Annotated in this window: 15 protein-coding genes; all 15 read right to left on the bottom strand. The window is 46.3% G+C overall.

Annotation, left to right across the window (positions count from 1 at the left end; translation table 11 throughout):
• Window positions 1-40 precede the first annotated feature (40 nt).
• The 15 genes from nadE to QFZ81_RS36800 all read right to left on the bottom strand — a co-directional run bounded on the left by nadE (window position 41) and on the right by QFZ81_RS36800 (window position 16,943).
• A complete protein-coding gene (gene nadE, locus QFZ81_RS36870; protein ID WP_307606728.1) occupies window positions 41-850 on the bottom strand; it encodes an ammonia-dependent NAD(+) synthetase in 810 nt (269 codons plus the stop codon).
• A gap of 172 nt (window positions 851-1,022) precedes the next feature.
• Window positions 1,023-1,460 carry a BrxA/BrxB family bacilliredoxin gene (locus tag QFZ81_RS36865; protein WP_047687537.1) on the bottom strand — a complete coding sequence of 146 codons (438 nt, stop codon included), beginning with the start codon at window positions 1,458-1,460 and terminating at the stop codon, window positions 1,023-1,025.
• 121 nt (window positions 1,461-1,581) lie between these two features.
• Complete coding sequence (locus QFZ81_RS36860) at window positions 1,582-1,989, bottom strand: DUF3905 domain-containing protein (protein WP_307606725.1); 408 nt, start codon at window positions 1,987-1,989, stop codon at window positions 1,582-1,584.
• Window positions 1,986-2,873, bottom strand: a complete 888-nt coding sequence (locus QFZ81_RS36855; RefSeq protein ID WP_307606724.1) for a prolipoprotein diacylglyceryl transferase family protein — start codon at window positions 2,871-2,873, stop codon at window positions 1,986-1,988. The genes QFZ81_RS36860 and QFZ81_RS36855 overlap by 4 nt, the downstream gene beginning before the upstream one ends.
• 225 nt (window positions 2,874-3,098) lie before the next feature.
• Complete coding sequence (locus QFZ81_RS36850; protein ID WP_373463759.1) at window positions 3,099-4,079, bottom strand: substrate-binding domain-containing protein; 981 nt, start codon at window positions 4,077-4,079, stop codon at window positions 3,099-3,101.
• Between the two features lie 9 nt (window positions 4,080-4,088).
• Window positions 4,089-5,879 carry a cache domain-containing sensor histidine kinase gene (locus QFZ81_RS36845; protein WP_307435522.1) on the bottom strand — a complete coding sequence of 597 codons (1,791 nt, stop codon included), beginning with the start codon at window positions 5,877-5,879 and terminating at the stop codon, window positions 4,089-4,091.
• Window positions 5,876-7,492, bottom strand: a complete 1,617-nt coding sequence (locus QFZ81_RS36840) for a response regulator (RefSeq protein WP_307435525.1) — start codon at window positions 7,490-7,492, stop codon at window positions 5,876-5,878. The genes QFZ81_RS36845 and QFZ81_RS36840 overlap by 4 nt, the downstream gene beginning before the upstream one ends.
• Before the next feature lie 106 nt (window positions 7,493-7,598).
• Window positions 7,599-8,630, bottom strand: coding sequence for an ABC transporter substrate-binding protein (locus tag QFZ81_RS36835; protein WP_307435532.1), 1,032 nt, complete (start codon window positions 8,628-8,630; stop codon window positions 7,599-7,601).
• 63 nt (window positions 8,631-8,693) lie between these two features.
• The gene (locus QFZ81_RS36830) at window positions 8,694-9,698 is read right to left on the bottom strand and encodes an ABC transporter permease (RefSeq protein ID WP_373462554.1); all 1,005 of its coding nucleotides are present in this window, start codon (window positions 9,696-9,698) and stop codon (window positions 8,694-8,696) included.
• A gap of 20 nt (window positions 9,699-9,718) precedes the next feature.
• The gene (locus QFZ81_RS36825; protein WP_307435535.1) at window positions 9,719-11,221 is read right to left on the bottom strand and encodes a sugar ABC transporter ATP-binding protein; all 1,503 of its coding nucleotides are present in this window, start codon (window positions 11,219-11,221) and stop codon (window positions 9,719-9,721) included.
• Between the two features lie 449 nt (window positions 11,222-11,670).
• The gene (locus QFZ81_RS36820; protein WP_171643108.1) at window positions 11,671-12,357 is read right to left on the bottom strand and encodes a PspA/IM30 family protein; all 687 of its coding nucleotides are present in this window, start codon (window positions 12,355-12,357) and stop codon (window positions 11,671-11,673) included.
• A gap of 3 nt (window positions 12,358-12,360) precedes the next feature.
• Window positions 12,361-12,816, bottom strand: coding sequence for a PspC domain-containing protein (locus tag QFZ81_RS36815; protein WP_307435541.1), 456 nt, complete (start codon window positions 12,814-12,816; stop codon window positions 12,361-12,363).
• Between the two features lie 2 nt (window positions 12,817-12,818).
• Complete coding sequence (locus tag QFZ81_RS36810) at window positions 12,819-13,481, bottom strand: PspA/IM30 family protein (protein ID WP_307435544.1); 663 nt, start codon at window positions 13,479-13,481, stop codon at window positions 12,819-12,821.
• A gap of 43 nt (window positions 13,482-13,524) precedes the next feature.
• A complete protein-coding gene (locus QFZ81_RS36805; protein WP_307606720.1) occupies window positions 13,525-13,743 on the bottom strand; it encodes a hypothetical protein in 219 nt (72 codons plus the stop codon).
• Between the two features lie 539 nt (window positions 13,744-14,282).
• Window positions 14,283-16,943, bottom strand: a complete 2,661-nt coding sequence (locus QFZ81_RS36800; RefSeq protein ID WP_307606718.1) for a stalk domain-containing protein — start codon at window positions 16,941-16,943, stop codon at window positions 14,283-14,285.
• Between the last annotated feature and the right edge of the window lie 101 nt (window positions 16,944-17,044).

Genomic DNA, 17,044 nt, shown 5'->3' with positions numbered 1-17,044 from the left:
ACCTCTTTGGTCGGGGGTTGTTTTATGTCTTTGCGGAGCCTTACACACCCGGAATCGGGATTCGTTTATGCTCCGTTTTCAAATATTGCTTCTCCAGCTTCTCCTGCACAGCAGCATCAATTTGCTTGCCTTCGAGGTAGTCACTGTTATCTCCGTATGTAATACCCAGCTCGTTCTCGTCCGTTTGACCGTCCCAAAGTCCGGCTGTAGGAGCTTTATCCAGCACGCTTTGCGGTACGCCAAGCTTCGAGGCAAGTGAACGCACTTGACGCTTGTTCAGCGTGCTCAGCGGCGTAATGTCGACCGCACCGTCGCCATATTTGGTGAAGAAGCCAGTGATTGCTTCAGATGCATGGTCTGTCCCTACAACGATCAGTCCCAGCTCAAAAGCAAGAGCATACTGCATGACCATACGTGTCCGCGCTTTGATGTTGCCTTTGCCGCCGCGGCTTACATGCTGGTGGACGCCGATATGCTTAAGACCATACTCGACTTCAATGGCCATTTCGTCGACGGCTTCTTCAATATTATTCTCGATTTGATATTTCAAATCGAAGGCTTTGGCCACCGCGTAGCTATCTTCGATATCCACCTGCTGACCGTATGGCTGAAACACACCGACGGTTTTGTACTCTTTGCCCTTTTCGGCCGTCAGCTCGTCCGTCGCTTGCTTGCATAAACCCGTAGCTACAGCACTGTCGATGCCGCCGCTGATGGCAATCAGCAGGCCGTTTGCATTCGCACCCAGCACATAGTTTTTCAGAAAGTCCACACGTTTGCGGATTTCTTCATCCACATCAATCTCCGGCTTAACGCCGAGCTTCGCGATAATTTCCGTTTGCAAACTCATGCATCTCTCCACCTTTTCTATAGTTTGAAACCATTCATTCTTTAAGATTTAGTATAGACTTTCATTCCTGAAATTTCAAAGACAAATCCATCGGACTTGAGTCCAAAAAACAAAAGGCCACCATTGCAGCTACTGCAAGGCGGACCTTTAAACTAATACTTAATGCTATTTATTATTTGCAGAATTCATTGAAGGCATTAATTAAGTCGCCAGCAATCATATCTGCGGAGCGGTCTTCGATTTGGTGACGCTGAATGAAGTGTGCGAGTTCACCATTCTTGAATAATGCGATGGAAGGGGATGATGGCGGGTATGGCGCCAAGAATTCACGCGCTTTCGCTGTTGCATCCTTCTCTTGTCCAGCGAACACGGTGTATGTGTACGTTGGCAGTGTATCGTTTTGAAGTGCTTTGGCAACACCTGGACGACATTGGCCGGCTGCGCAACCACAAACGGAATTGACGACTAACAGCATCGTGCCATCCTTCGATTTTTCAATCGCTTCTTCTACTTGCTCTGGTGTAAGAAGCTCTGTAATACCCAGACGAGTCAAATCTTCTCTCATCGGTTTAACCATATCTTTCATGTAAGAATCAAAAGACATTGCCATATGTGCCACCCCTTAGGATTTATTAGTTACTCTCAAAACGTAATCGTTACCACTTATATTATACATCCGATAGCCGTGAAAGCAAAGTCCAATGTCCTAAATAGAAATAAAGCGAAAGCTTTTACGCTTCCGCTTCATCTTCCTTCTGCTTTATCTTTTCCTTGTACGGATCGTAGGAAACATCTTTATCCGGATGCATGAAGATACCGCTTTGCGGCACGATGCCTTTTTCAAAATATTCTCGATTCTCGGCACTTTGGAACCCTATATCCTTAAAAGGATGAACCCACTCGTCTCCAGCCATGACCTCAGGGTCGGTCTCAGCCGTCCACTGCTCTAGCGGGGAGTTGTCCGATTCATAATCATGATCGCCGATAACGACGCCATGCTCATTCACAAAAGCTTCTCGCGGACCGCGCCCCTGCTCGAATTGAGGGAGAAATTCAATCTCGAACGGATCAAGATCGCTTTGGTTCTGGTTGCTCTGGTCCTGAGTTGATTTGGCCACCTTATTCTTGTCTGGACTCATGTGGAAGGTCGGTTTGGACCATCCAGTTTCTTATCAACAAAGCCCTCTTTCCCTGCTGGTGTTGCGGTCTTCTCGCGCTCTTGGTTTTGCTGTTCTTGCTGGATTTGCGTCTTGGAATCGTTTTGACTCATTGCACTCAGCTCCTTTCTGCTAGTATTATGTGTCAAAACGGGGAAAAGCATTCCAATGATGAGCATGAATAGAAACAATAGCTGCGCTAAGCTAAGATACAGCAGTGTCGGTTTAGCAGCATCAAAAAAGCTGGCCAGCATCCCTGCCACGCCCCCGTAAAACAGCGAATATTTGAGCAGTACGCCTTGTCCCAGCGTCCTCTTGCGCAGTTCAATAACATGCTGCCAAATAAGCAATGGCACAAGAAGCAGCGAAATATAAACGTGATAAGGATGGAAACGAGATACCGTTCCTTCGACCCCAATGCCCCAAGGTACCGTTGTAGGCAGTCCATATGCGGGAATCAGTGCACTGAATAGGAAAACAGAAGCCGTTATTCCAATTGCGATAACATCCAGTACAAGTAAGAGTGGCGTTCGATTTTTATCAATTTGGTAGTACATGTAGATACAAGCTATCAGCACACCTAATACAATCTCCGTGCCCGAGCCAGACACCATGAGCAGCTTTAATGGATTGTTCCACAATAGGGATGGCTGCGTCACAATGACCCCTAACTTCCAGGTCAACAAAACGATAATAGCACTGTTAAAAATAAGATCCTCAATAGGCTTGGCAATCACGATTTGGGTGTCATTCAACAAACGCTGCGATACCCTCCTGATTAGCCATAATCCCAAAGCACATGCCAGCAGCAGTGCCAGTAATCTTCCTTGCAGTTGAAACGGTCCAATCTGTAACACATCAGGCATAGTTAACGCCAGCCTCTCTCTTTCGACTATCTTTATCGTAGTCAAACTAAGAGGCATCTGCAACTGTTAAGATTCCAAGAATTGAAACGTGAACGAGGATTCTTTGTTTTCGACATTAAACCCAATATTTCCCGGGAAATTTGTAGAAGTGCTGTTTTCTTCGTCTAAATAACACGAAAAAGCTCCCCACAAGGAGGAGCTTCTTAATAAAACGACACACACCTACTATTTCTCAACGAATGGAAACAGCAGCTTTTGATTTTCTCTGGTGTACATATTTTCTTTCGTGATAACCTCAGAGCCTGTATCTATGGAGGTTTTAACATTTTCCCCATCATAAACCTGAAGTGCTGTTTTCACCGCTAAATATCCCATGTTAAAAGGTTTTTGCACAACGGTTGCTTGCAGGGTCCCCGCTTCCAGGAAAGCAATTTCATTCATCGAACTGTCGAAGCCGACCAGCTTAATGTTATGCTCAGGATCAAGCTCTTTCAACGCCCTCGCAGCCCCTACCGTAGAAACTTCATTCAATCCGAAAATGCCGCGAATATCCGAATGTTCGGCAAGGAGCTGTTTCGTTTGCTCATACGCTTTGTCTTCAAAACCATTACTATATAACGTGTCTAAAATCTGTATGGAAGAATCATTCTTCAAATGGTCTCTCACCCCATTCTCCCTATCCAGCTGGGTCGTGGAAGTTTTAACAAAGCTGACGATCGCATACTTAGCTGGTCCCTGGACATAGCGTCTCATCGTTTCCACTGCTTTGCGCCCTGCTGCATAATTATCCGTTGCAATGAAACTGGTCGAAATGCCGCCTTCGAGGCCGGAGTCCACAGTAATTAGCGTAATGCCGGAGCTGATTATTCTTTGAGCAACAGGTACCAACCGGTTATAATCCGTTGCCGCCAAAAGGATGGCTTTCGGCTTCAATGCGATCGCCTCTTCCACCAACTTTATCTGCTCGTCAATGTCTGATTCGGAAGGCGTACCCATCACTTTCACCTCAGTATTGTACTCTTTGGCCGCCGCAGTCACTCCTTGGTTTAAAACCCGCCAAAATTCAACATGAGGGTCGATCGTCTTGGGAATGAGGATAAGCGGCCTATCCTTCGCCTCCATGCCCCTTGACACGATGAGATACGTAGTCGTCATGAGCAGGACCAGTATGACCGCAATCGCTACGAAGCTTGCTCTAATTTTCAACTTCACACCTCAATTCTCACTATCGTTATGGATTGGGGGTATTGCAGGAATACGTACGGTTACCGTCGTGCCCTCTTCCAGCTCACTCTCAAATTGCAATCCGTACAGCTCCCCGAAATAAAGCTGGATGCGATGATTCACGTTGTGCAAGCCGAAGCCTTTGCCTGACTCTGTTTGACGTGTTTTGAGCATCAACGTTTTCAATTTCTCTTCACTCATCCCAACACCGTTATCTATTACCTTGAGCTCAATAACCTCTTCGATCCTGCGTCCCGTGATGCGTATATGACCGCGTTCCGGCAGATGCTTCATTCCATGGTAGATGGCATTTTCAACCAAGGGCTGCAAAATAATTTTCAATATTCGACAGCTGAGAATGCCCGATTCTACTTCGACTGTGTACGTAAATTTATTCCGATAACGGATGTTCTGAATCGTCAAATAGTTCTGAATATGCTCCAATTCAACCGCAATTGGAATGAGTTCTTCCCCTTTGCTAATGCTCGAACGGAGGAGTTTGGACAAGGCCGAAGTCATCGTAACCACTTCATCCACTTTGCCCATTTCAGCCATCCAAATGATTGAATCCAGTGTATTGTACAGAAAATGGGGCTGAATCTGCGCCTGTAACGCTTTCAGCTCACTGATTCGTTTGACTTCCTGATCTTTCAAAGTTTGGTTCATGAGCTCTTTAATTTTGCTGATCATTAAATTAAAGGTTCGTGAAAGTTTACTGATCTCATTCGCACCTTCTATATTGACGCGAATGTCGAAGTTACCTTTTTCCACCTGCTTCATATGGACTTCCAGTTCTTTAATCGGCTTGGTTAGGGTGACCGACAGCAAAATGGAAATCGCTAAGGCAATGATTAACGAGATGCCGCCCCACATCGCTGATGTCAGCTGCATGTCCTTCTTATTTCCACTTAGATCCCCAGCGTAGGTAACTCCAACAATTTTCCAGCCAAATTTCGTTGTCCGGACGGTGTAGATTTTGCTTTCCTCTTTTTCTTGCGTATGGAAAGTGCTGTCCTTGGCCTGCAAAAGTGTAGGAATATCCTCCGATTTCAGCCCTGAGTAGATAAGCTGCTGCTGAGGATGATAAATTAAATCACCTGCTTGGTCGAGTATGAACACGTACCCTCTTTGCCCCAGCTGAATTTGGTTGCATAGATCATTAATGACGTTATAGTTCAGATCGACCAATAGAACACCGCTTGCCGCTCCAGGCAACGGATTTGGCATTTGCTTGCTAATCGACACGACCCATTTGTACTCATCCTTATATAGGTGCTGAACGTGTGAGGGAGAAATGGCCACGTCGCCATTGTCTCTATTAGCCTTGCTGTACCACTCTTGCATAATTAATTCGGCATATGATTTGAAATTTGCATCTATGCGTTCCGATACGATGGCGCCATTGGAGCCCGCAAATACGATGGAAGCGATATCATTCCGAGAAGCAACAATGGCATGAAAATAACTGCTGATCTGACTCGCTAGCTGCTCTCCCTCTGTTCCCTTCGGGTTTTTCAAAGCCAAGTATCGTTTCAGATCGGTGTTGCTCAGCGAAAGAGCAGATATACTTTCCATGTTACCGATGTAGGTTTGAATGTTTTTATTTACTTGCTCGATAAGCTGCTTGGTATATTCCAATGAAGTATCCGTAACGGCCACCGTAGAGAGGCGGTAAGCGCTGTAGCTTAGGATGATGGTTGTACAAAGAATTAAGCATGAAAACGCCAGTGCTATCTTCGTATGAATGCTTTTGAATTGAATAGGACGCCGCCAGGTTCTCATAGGCTCTGCTGACCTTTGTGCGCTGACCTGAATTCTTTGGGGGTCATGCCTGTATTTCTTTTGAAAATAACGCTAAAATATTGCGGATCACTGTAGCCAACCTTCGCGGCCAACTCATAGGTTTTCAACTGCGAAGCAGCGAGCATTTCTTTGGCTTTATCCAGACGGTATCGGGTCACGTACTCGACAAAAGTCTCACCGGTATGCGGTTTGAACAAAGCGCTGAAGTAGCTCATGCTCATATAAATATGATTGCACACCTGCTGAAGCGAGAGCTGTTCATCCGCATAATTCGCATGAATGTAATCGACCGCGGCTTCCATCTGGGCTTGAGACACTTTGGTTCGTTTCTCAGCCAGCAAGTCTACGAGCGCAAGACAAATTTCCTCTAGCCAGAGCTGCACATCATCTAAGGTTTTCCTCGCATATAACTGCATAAAAGAATGATCGCCTAGCACTTCAGCTTCTTCAAAACCGGTCTCCACCAATACATTCATTAAGGCGACGAGCAGTTTATTCAATTTGCCGTAGCATTTATCCATCGAGCAGTTGCCCTTCTTCATTTCATTGATCCAATCCTGCAGCGTAAGCGTTACGATCATCTTTTCTCCTGTTTTAATGGCGGAAATCAACCTCTTCTCCATATGGATGTAACTAAGATTGTCCGGGCTGCTTCCAAATTCCATATCTCCAATCGAAATGATCCGGTTCTTTCCGAGCAAAAAACGGTAATCCAGCGCAGAAAGAGCTTCCTGAAATGATTTTGGCAAGTCTCGCAGATCGCTGTAAGTACGCCCAATTCCCATCGTTACCGTCATGTTCAAATATTTCTCGATGCTGTACCTCACATGTTCGGCAAGTGTTTGACAGGTCAATTCGATCCTTTCCGAATCGCCAGAGAGCAGTGCGACAAGCTTATCATCACGCGTTCGAAATACGATGCCGCCTTGCTCTTTCTCCATGATTTCATGAAAAATGTTGTAGGCTGCAAAGCGTAACAACTCCTCCTCAGCTGCTGGGTCATTGTAGAACTCACGGTGAAAGTCATCAATATCAAGAGCAAGCACCGTAATACTAGGACCGCTCAAAGAGAGTCCGAACATCTGGAACTTGCGTTCAATTTCATCTTTTTTCATGCAGGAAGTAACTAACCGTTCAAGAAATCGTTCTCTAAGAAGCGGCATGCTCTCGTGAAACTGATGACGGAGAAAGGTGACATCTTCCCGCTGTTTGCGCTCCTCATCCAGCTCTAGCCTTAACTTATGAAGAAATTCGGTAAACTCTGCGGCGTTGATCGGTTTCAGTAAATAATCTTTGACCTTGAGTTTGATCGCTTGCTTCGCATAATCAAAATCCTCGTAACCGGTTACAATAATTACTTTAACATCCCTGTAATTCGCGGCAATTAGTTCTGTCAGTTGAAGACCGTCCATGAACGGCATGCAAATATCTGTAATAACAGCATCAGGCTGCAGACTCTCCAGCGCTTCATAGGCATCTCTGCCATTATCGAAATCACCAACCAGTTGGAAGCCGCAAGCCTCCCAATTCGTCTTCCTCTTGATGCCTTCTCTGACTTCATCTTCATCGTCAATCATGATGATTTTGTACATTACGGGTCACCTCTGGCGAAATCGAATTATGCTCTATGTGTATTGTACACAGCTGCTTCAATAAATAACAATAGAGGCTGCCCATAATGGCGCAGCCTCTTTATTCTTATTCGTAGAGCAGCGGCTTGATGTCAGCGGCATCAATGTTCGTTTTGTCGTACCAGTGGAAACCTGTATCGATTGATTTAGGAACAGTCTCACCTTTAATCGATTGGACGGCTGCTTTCACTGACCAGTAACCAATGCCGATCGGATCCTGTGTGATGGCACCGGCCATCTTACCGCTGCGGATCGCATCCATTTGCTGCTTGCCGGAGTCGTATCCGACGACGATGATTTTGCCGTCTTTTTTCAGCTCTGTTACAGCGTTGATAACCCCGATCGCGGATCCCTCGTTCGCACCGAAGAAGCCTTTAACACTCGGATGAGCTTGAATAATTGCTTTGGCCAAATCGGTGGACTTAAGTTGATCTCCTCCGCCGTACTGCGTATCAACAATTTTGATATTCGGATATTTCTCTTTGATCCGATTCGTGAAGCCATCCCGGCGATCAATGCCCGTGCGGCTCGTTTGGTCATGTACGACAAGGGCGATCTCTCCCTCGTTGCCGATGAGCGATGCCATTTTGTCCGCTGCCAACGCTGCGGCAGCTTTGTTATCGGTGGCGGCCGTCGTCACCGGAATGTCGCTGTCCACACCGGAGTCAAAGCCGATGATGGGGATTTTGCTTGCTTTTGCCTTTTCCAGCAGCGGCGTAGCTGCTTTGCTGTCCAGAGCAGCGAAAGCGATGGCTGCTGGTTTTTTGCCCAATGCTGCCTGCAGCATTTCAATTTGCTTATCCACTTGTGTCTCTGTTTCCGGACCTTCGAACGTAATTTCCACATTAAATTCTTTGGCGGCTTTCTCAGCCCCCTGTTTGACGGCTTGCCAGAATTGATGTTGGAAGCCTTTTGAGATGACCGGAATATAAATTTTATCCGATTTTGCCGCAGCAGGCGCTGCAGTTGATGCTGCCGGCGTAGCCGTTGTCGCCGCTGTTTTCGTATCTGTCGTTTTGGCACCGCATGCCCCAAGTACTATCGTCGTTAATAATAATAGCGATGATGCTACCGCAAATTTCTTTGTCCGTTTATGCAATCTCAATCTCCCCTTACGTATAATTTGTTGTATGTGACTCCGATTTGGAGTGAATACCGAAGTTTATTTCTTGCGGCGTCGCATCATATCAGCGTAGACCGCCAGTACAACGACAATTCCTACAATAACCGTCTGCCATTCTTGTTTAACAGATAAGATACGCAGCCCGTTCGTGAGTACGCTCATGATAAGGGCACCGATGACGGTTCCAAGTATGGAACCTTTGCCGCCGCTTAAGGAAGTACCGCCTATAACCACAGCTGCGATCGCCTCCAGTTCATAACCAGAGCCAAGCGCGGGTTGAGCCGAATTAAGGCGGGAGGCCATCATAATGCCGGCGATACCGCTGAACACGCCAGTCAGCGAGTAGATGACGATTTTCCAATAGTCTACATTAACGCCGGAAAGCCTCGTGGATTCTTCATTGCTTCCTAGGGCAAAGTTATAGCGTCCAATAATCGTCCTCGATAAAATAATGCTGGCAATGATAGCAGCGCCGAAGAAGACGAGAATCGCATTCGGAATTTCGAAGCCAGGAATGATTGAATTAAGAATGGACCCCATCGAAATCTGCGAGAATGCCGGCGTATCATTAAAATAGATCGGCTTCGTCCCAGAGATAACGAGAGAAAGTCCTTTGGTCACCATCATCATAGCTAGTGTTGCAATGAAGGGCGGAATTTTCATCTTCGCAACGAGAAGCCCGCTGATGAGACCGCAAATGGCTCCGGTAGCAATGCCCCCGATAATGCCAAGCGGCATTGGTAAATGCCACGTTGTGATGATGACTCCCGCCATCACCGACGAGAAGGTCATCACGGTTCCGACGGCCAGATCAATACCGGAAGTGATGATGACGAACGTTGAACCTAGAGCAAGTACGCCGATAACGGCCGTTGAGAGCATAATGGCTACAATGTTATTGAATTGAAAAAAATTGCTGGAAGATACCGAGAAGATAATAACCAGCATAATCAAGCTGGCGAATGCTAGTAGTTTCTGTGCCGCGCCAGTTTGACTCGACATCGTGGGCACTATTTTTTTACGTACAAGCCATGTTGACATCATGATTCCTCCTAAGACATCCGCTAACTGATTCGCATCGTGGCGTATTTCATAATCGCTTCCTGGGTGGCGTCCTGTTGACGAAGCTCACCGGTAATTCGCCCTTCGCACATGACCATGATGCGATGGCTCATGCGCAATATTTCGGGCAGCTCGGAAGAAATCATAATGATCGATTTCCCCTGTGCGGCTAGCTCATCCAGCAGCTTATAAATCTCCGTCTTCGCGCCAACATCGATACCTCGTGTAGGCTCATCGAAGATAAGAATGTCGCAGTCCCGAAGCAGCCATTTACCGATAACAACCTTCTGCTGATTGCCGCCTGACAGAAATTTGACTTGCTGATGAATGCTTGGCGTCTTGATTTGAAGCGCTTCCACAAAGTGTGAGGCTGACTGATCAATTTTGCCGTCGTGCATCCAGCCGAACAGACGTCTCGCTTTGCGATAAGAGGCTATGGCGATATTCGTCTTCACATCCATATCCACCATGAGCCCATAGCGTTTACGATCCTCGGATAAGTAACCGATCCCATGCTTAACGGCATCATGCGGGGCTTTGAGCTGAACCTTGTGCCCGTGAATGCGTATGTCGCCCGAGTCAATCGCATCTGCGCCGAAAATGGCCCTCGCCACTTCGGTACGACCAGCTCCCATAAGACCCGCGAAGCCAAGAATCTCACCTTTTGCCAAATGAAAGGAGACGTCTTTCACCGCAGAACCGCGGTTCAGATTCGTAACCTCGAGGACTCTTATCTCTGAAGCTTCGACGGTAGTCTGCTGCGTGCTGACATAGAGTTCGCGACCAACCATCATCGCAATGATCTGATCGATGGACGTATCTTTCGTCTGTACGGTATCGATATAACGTCCGTCGCGCATGACCGTGATACGATCGGTAATTCGCTTTAACTCTTCCATCCGGTGAGAAATATAGACGATGCCTACCCCACGCCCGCGCAGCTGTTCGATGATTCGAAACAGCTCCTCGATTTCCGCATTGGTGAGTGCCGCCGTCGGCTCATCCATGATGAGCACCTCGGATTGAAATGACAATGCCTTGGCGATTTCCACCATTTGCTGCTTGGCGACTGTCAGCTCCGACACCTTCGTGCGCGGATCGAGCTGGAGATTCATTTCATTCAGCAGTTGCTGTGCCTGATCGTTCAGCTTCCGATCATCGACGAACAGCTTGATTCCCTTCCTCGGCTCTCGCCCAATAAATATATTTTGGGCAATCGTCAAATCTGGCATTAAATTCAACTCTTGATGAATCATCGAGATGCCAAGCTGCTGAGCCGCTCTCGTATTGGGGATGTTCACTTCCTTGCCTTTCAGAATGATTCTGCCTTCATCTTTCTGATAGACGCCCGTAGCGATTTTCATTAACGTGGACTTCCCGGCGCCGTTCTCGCCAACAAGCGCATGCACTTCACCGGCTGCCAATTCCAGACGACATTGATGGAGGGCATGCACACCAGGAAAATGCTTCTCAATTCCTTCCATCCGGACCAGGGCTTCACTCATGACCTCACCTCGTGTTTCGTTTTAACATTTCTTTGGTGCTCATGTGCTTATTCTATCTGCAATCTGCTAGAAAAAGAGTGGATAAATCTCTTCAAAAAAGTTGAAAATCTTATGATTTTGAAAACCATAAACAAACCTCAGCAAAAAAACACTTGTTCCAACTAGTGTTGTATTTTGTGCAACATTATGCAGCCAAATCCGCGTGATCCCCGCAATTGTTGTAAAAAATACAACAATTGCAGCCAAAAGTAGCTTTATTGGATGAAAACAGGATAAATTGTTGTACACCATACAACATCTATAGTTTGGTGAGAAGAAACCGACGAAATTGTTGTACGTTATACAACATACCATCAAATAAATCGAGGAAAAATAGAACAAACTCCACAGCTCAGCGCAAACGAAAAAAGCCCCTCGCAAGGAGGGGCTTCTCGATCAAACACAGTTCATTACTCGGCTTCTTTACCGTTTAATTTCTCTTTCAGCAGATTCAACTGCTCATCAACTTTAGCTTGCTTTGCAACATCTACAGGTGTGTAGCTGCCTACTGAGCCTGCTGGTACATAAGGCTTGCGAGCGATTTCCGCTTCAACTTCCAGTTGGATAATTTTCTCTTCCATACGTTGGAAGCCGCGGGATGCGTTGCCGCTCTCGATGACACCATTGTAGGATACTTGTGCCATTTGTTTTTTGGCTTTAGCCAGCTGAGCGCGGGATACAAGCTCGTTGCGTTTGTTACGCAGTTTGTAGAACTCGTCTTTCATTTCATGCAGCTGCTGTGTTAGCTCATCAGCATGTGCTTTGGAAGCGGCATATAGATCTGTGTACTCAACAATTTTATCTTCGTGATACAATTTTTCTTCAACAGCTTGGCGAGCAATAGCCTCTTGGCCATTTTTGATCGCTGCGGAAGCTTTAGCTTCGCGGTCAGCCACGAGACGAACAGACTCTTCCAGGCGCTGCTTCAGCTTGCGCTCATTCGCGATTTGTCTAGCAACAGTAACTTCAGCTTGCGCGATTTCTTGCTCCATATCTCGCAAATATTGATTCAACATAACGATCGGATCCTCAATTTTATCCAATACCTCGTGAATTGATGCTTTAGTCATATCTTTCATTCTTGTAAATACTCCCATGGTTTACACGTCTCCTTTTTTAATATCAATTGGTTGTTGTTCGAAGCGAGCAACTTTGGCTCTCAATTCTTCTACTTCTCTTTGCAGAGCTTTCTTTTCAATGTCTTTCATCATCTCGTCGATGTTGTTGGTTTTCCCTGCGTCGTACGGAGCATTGTAGCCCGTATGTTGTGGCGCATGGTTAGGGTGCGGCTTGTGAGCGTTCCAAGCCCCGCCATTATAGCCTTGACGGCCATATGAGCCAGCATAAGGATCAAATGGAGGCTGATCGTACCCAGGTTCCTTCGGAATGACAAGCGCAGCTACAAGGTAGATGAATATGACTGTTCCTCCAGTAAAGATGGTGGTGATCACCACCAATAAACGTAGTAGCGTTGCATCTACATTCATGGCCTCGGCGAGTCCGCCGCATAGACCAGTAACTTTCTTATCTCTTCGTGAGCGGTATAGTTTGCTCATGATTACTTGGCTCCCTCCTGCTGCAGTCTACTTCTCAGAGCTTCCATTTCAGCATCTACAGCTGGGTTACCCCCGCTATAGTAGCTTTCACGCCCCATTCGTCTTACATCGCGGAGCGTTCTGGCATGCAGCTCCATATCGGAAACGCGCTCTTCCAAGCGACCGAACATCCGTGGTGTCGCATCCTGCGCCACACTGCTGCGAGCATGCAATCTTTGCTGCAACCGAGCGGACTCCATTCGCGCTAAGTAGTAACTGCGTTTATCTGCCACTTCTTTGTAATCGGCTTTGAGCTGCTGCAGCTCTTCATCCAAATCGAGGATGGACTGCTTCGCTTGTTCGTACAATTCATGATACTGCTCGCTTTTCTCTTCGGCTTGCAGCTTCTCTTGAAGCACGATCCTTGCCATATGTTCTTCGCCGGCCTTCAGAGCCAGCAGCGCCTGATGCTCGCGCTTCTCTTTGGTTTCCAGCGCCGTCAGATATTGCTGCCGGAGGGACGCTGCATGGCTGACGCATTGCTGATACAGTCTCTCAGACTGTTGAAGCTGCTCACGCTGCGCTGCTAAGTACTGGTCAATCAAGCGAACCGGGTCTTCCGATCGCTCCAGATGTTCATTCAGTGTTGCTACGGTAATGTCTCTCATTCGCCTAAATAGGCTCATCTCTCATACCACCTTTTTCACTCTCTGTATTCGTTTCAATTCATTACACCGTTCTTCTTGTCAACATCGAAACTCCGTAACCTATCAACCCTATCGCCAGTAAAATGATGATCCAACCAGCTAATTTACCAATCAGGATGATACCGCCAAGCCCTGCAATAATCCAACCGATTTTGCTGCCGTTCTGTATGCCTACATAACCAAGGCCAACCATTCCTATTGGAATCAAGTATCCCATCACCGAGCCAATAAATGGTCCCATGTGAACGCCTAGCTTATTTAACAGAATCAGTGCACCGAATGCGATTAGCAGAGCGGCTAAGCCCGTATTTTCTTTTCATCGTTTCGTCACCGCCTTTCGTTGTTTGCTGTGTTGTTTGCTGTGCTCTTGTTCATGTCTTTATTTTAGGTAAAAACGAAGCTTTCCAAAACGGACTAACGACGGTATTTGTTCCTAGACCTTAGTCGGGGCGCATCTAAGACCTGTGTGAAGACTAGGTAATCGCATGAAAAAAGAAACCCACTAGCGAAGATAGTGGGTTTGGGTTAGGTTATCTTTTTATTTCACTAGCATTGCATTAATTTTCTCTGAATGTTCATTATCTTTTGGCCGATGTCGGGACACTGCAAAAGCGAATGGAGAACGTCTATGTCTCATTCACACCGTGGATTCCGAAGGAAATCCAGTCGCCATTTTAACCAACCGACTTGATCTGAGTGCGGATGAAATCGGTTTGCCTGCTCGTACTCTTCAAGATAGAAACGGGCACCAAACAAAGTCTACTAGAGCTTTACCGTTCCTCATTTAACTGGTACGTTTTCTTTAAATTGACCCTGAAATTCAATATTTCCGTTTTTGTCATATAAGATGCCTTGACCATTCGGGACATCGTGAGCTAGCTCTCCTACATACTTTGTACCGTCTGTATAGTAATACGTCCCCTTAACGAAATAGTTGTTTTTAAATTGACCTTCTTTCTTCAGCATTCCGTTTACGGAGTAAATCTTCCCCTGTCCTTCCCAAATATTATTCACAAACTCCCCCTCGTATAGCTTCGTGCCGGAAGAGTAATACCAAATACCTTTTCCGTTCATGACTCCTTGTTTAAACTCTCCTTCCCGATTTCCGGCTTTATTATATTCTTTGCCGTAACCATTCGGAGTATTGACTGCAAAATCCCCTTCATAAAAAAGTTTACCATTAATGTAGTATTTTCCACGACCATCGTACATGTTGTCCTTAAATTCGCCTTCATAGATCAACTGGTTTGCCACATAGTATTTACCTTGGCCACTATATAAGCCCTTTATCACTTTTCCCTCATAGAACACATATCCACTGTCGTCAACGTATCTTACATTACCTTCGGGAATACCTTCTACGAATTGACCGATAGACATTTCCCCCGTGCGATCGCGACCGCGGCTAAAACCTTGGAAGTAGATAGTCCCCAAGCCGACGACCTCATCATTTTTGAACTCCGCGTCGTACCAAAGCGTCCCGTCCTCTCGGTACAACTTGCCTTTTCCGTTCATATGACCATCCTCCAGCTGTCCTTCGTACATAAGGGCACCACCGTTGTAATATAGCTTTCCTTCCGTTACCAGATCATAGAGGTATACTGTTTTAAGGTTGGCATCCCACATCACTTTTCTACCGGTCGCTTCTCCTACGAAACGGAGCGGTACGAACGTATAGTCCTTGTATAAAAAGGGGGCAACCGGAATGTTCATCTTTAGATCGTTAAACTCCGCTTCCTTCTTACCCAAGGGCAACCGGAGGGATTTCCCCTCTTTTTGCCCGGTTACTGTTTTAGTTGCATCGTCCCAATTCACTTTAAGTCCCAATTTCTCAAAAATAGGCCTGAATTCCACGGTAGTGGAGCCTTCTTGCAGGATTGGTGCCTCATGAAACTGAATTTCTTCTCCGTCAAGGAAAACACGTATCGGATCGTTATCGGTCATCTGGGTAATACGTTTATTAATCCAATAGTCCCTTACATACGGGTTTGAAACATTATAATACAGTATGATGTACGTTCCAGGCTTAATAATTGGAGTATAAATTTGGTTCGTCTCTTGTTCGAGCAATCCACCCACATACTCCCATGATCCACCTTCCAACCGATAAATGCCGAGCTTATTTATTTGCTCCTTCGGCACTCTACTCGCTATGTAGGACATGGAAAGAATGAGCGCATCTTTAGCATCCGGCATCGAGACGTTCCATGGCAGACTCACCATTTTCTGTCCAGGCAACAGCGCCTTAGTCAACTGTAAGTCGCGATCCGGGTTAGGCTCCATGTTGACGTCGCCATCACCTTGGAACAACCATTCTTTCATTTTCAACATAATGCTTTTATCCTGCGATGTGATAGCTCTGTCTTTGCTAAAGAAAAGCATTGACTGGTTTACTGGTTCAGCCCATTTCTCGACATAAGGTACCGCAGAAGCAATAGGGGCCGTCGGTGCTACAGACTGACCGCTCACGTTCACTTCTCGGAGAAATATATTACCGTCGTCACCTCTGAGCACAACCTGATTATTGTAAATACCGACGAGTGAGTTTACGGAAGCCTTGTCTACTAAGATGTGCGCTTCGCTATAGGCAAGATCTGCTACGGCAATCTCATCATTGTCATTCACCGTTTGATGCCAAGCCGAGATATGATCACCAATAGCAATGGGAGCTTGGCTTTTCGGCGCTGCATCGGATCTAGCTAAGAGCTGGGGAAGTGCGTCATCATGATCGGTTTGCTGTGATCTGGTCTCATAACCACCGGCATTCATTTTCTGCAGCCAAACCGCGGTCTTTCCGTTAAAAGCTGGACCGTAAAATGTATCTACATAACCGTCAGTCGGTTTCGTTAGCTTGCGGGTTTTCTCGGTAGCGATATCGTAAAGCTGAAGATCTTTGGAGGGTAATTGGACATACAATATTTCCCCCTCCGCAACCACAGCATTTATGCCCTGACCAACCCTTTTGTTGGTCTTACTCGCTATATCATAAACATAAATAAAATTGTCGCTCTTATTGGGGACAGCTACATAATGACCGTCCGTCGTTGGGGATTCGTACGTACCGGGGGTAGATGCTATGTTCAAAGATTCACCGCTACGAATATTGAGCAATATGAGATCCTTCTGACGATGAACATAAGTAACATAATCCCCTCCGACATCTGGTACCGACTTGACACCACTCGTGTCCGTCAGCTGCTTGGCTTCGCCAGTTACTAGATTACGGTAATAAAGCTGATCTTTTCCCGAGTTGTCCTGGGCTTTCCAGACCATGTCGCTGCCAGAAATGTTAACGAAACGATCAGGTGCCTTATACATGGTTGGGGTATCTTTCGTACTATACATCAAAGTAGCCTGTGCTGAGTTTCCCCCTCCGTAATAAGTGATAAATCCAATCAGCACGCATATGGCTACAAGTCGTTTCAAATGTAGTCTCATCATAGCTCACCCCGATTTCCTTCATTTTGGAATATAAAAAAACAACCATCTCGAGCGACCCGGCTATCATTTCCCAAGTGGATTGACCGCTGATTCTCGCTTTT

It is taken from the genome of Paenibacillus sp. V4I9 (assembly GCF_030817295.1).
Classification (GTDB): Bacteria; Bacillota; Bacilli; order Paenibacillales; family NBRC-103111; genus Paenibacillus_E.
The sequence above is the reverse complement of the archived record's forward strand: the minus strand, read 5'-3'. Positions and strand labels throughout refer to the sequence as shown.

Excerpts from the sequence above, each read along its gene's own strand:
- QFZ81_RS36845 (WP_307435522.1), bottom strand. The coding sequence starts at position 5,879 with ATGAGAACCTGGCGGCGTCCTATTCAATTCAAAAGCATTCATACGAAG.
- QFZ81_RS36865 (WP_047687537.1), bottom strand. The coding sequence starts at position 1,460 with ATGGCAATGTCTTTTGATTCTTACATGAAAGATATGGTTAAACCGATG.
- QFZ81_RS36860 (WP_307606725.1), bottom strand. The coding sequence starts at position 1,989 with ATGAGTCCAGACAAGAATAAGGTGGCCAAATCAACTCAGGACCAGAGC.
- QFZ81_RS36800 (WP_307606718.1), bottom strand. The coding sequence starts at position 16,943 with ATGATGAGACTACATTTGAAACGACTTGTAGCCATATGCGTGCTGATT.
- QFZ81_RS36830 (WP_373462554.1), bottom strand. The coding sequence starts at position 9,698 with ATGATGTCAACATGGCTTGTACGTAAAAAAATAGTGCCCACGATGTCG.
- nadE (WP_307606728.1), bottom strand. The coding sequence starts at position 850 with ATGAGTTTGCAAACGGAAATTATCGCGAAGCTCGGCGTTAAGCCGGAG.
- QFZ81_RS36805 (WP_307606720.1), bottom strand. The coding sequence starts at position 13,743 with ATGGGACCATTTATTGGCTCGGTGATGGGATACTTGATTCCAATAGGA.
- QFZ81_RS36855 (WP_307606724.1), bottom strand. The coding sequence starts at position 2,873 with ATGCCTGATGTGTTACAGATTGGACCGTTTCAACTGCAAGGAAGATTA.
- QFZ81_RS36840 (WP_307435525.1), bottom strand. The coding sequence starts at position 7,492 with ATGTACAAAATCATCATGATTGACGATGAAGATGAAGTCAGAGAAGGC.
- QFZ81_RS36815 (WP_307435541.1), bottom strand. The coding sequence starts at position 12,816 with ATGAGCAAACTATACCGCTCACGAAGAGATAAGAAAGTTACTGGTCTA.
- QFZ81_RS36810 (WP_307435544.1), bottom strand. The coding sequence starts at position 13,481 with ATGAGCCTATTTAGGCGAATGAGAGACATTACCGTAGCAACACTGAAT.
- QFZ81_RS36820 (WP_171643108.1), bottom strand. The coding sequence starts at position 12,357 with ATGGGAGTATTTACAAGAATGAAAGATATGACTAAAGCATCAATTCAC.
- QFZ81_RS36825 (WP_307435535.1), bottom strand. The coding sequence starts at position 11,221 with ATGAGTGAAGCCCTGGTCCGGATGGAAGGAATTGAGAAGCATTTTCCT.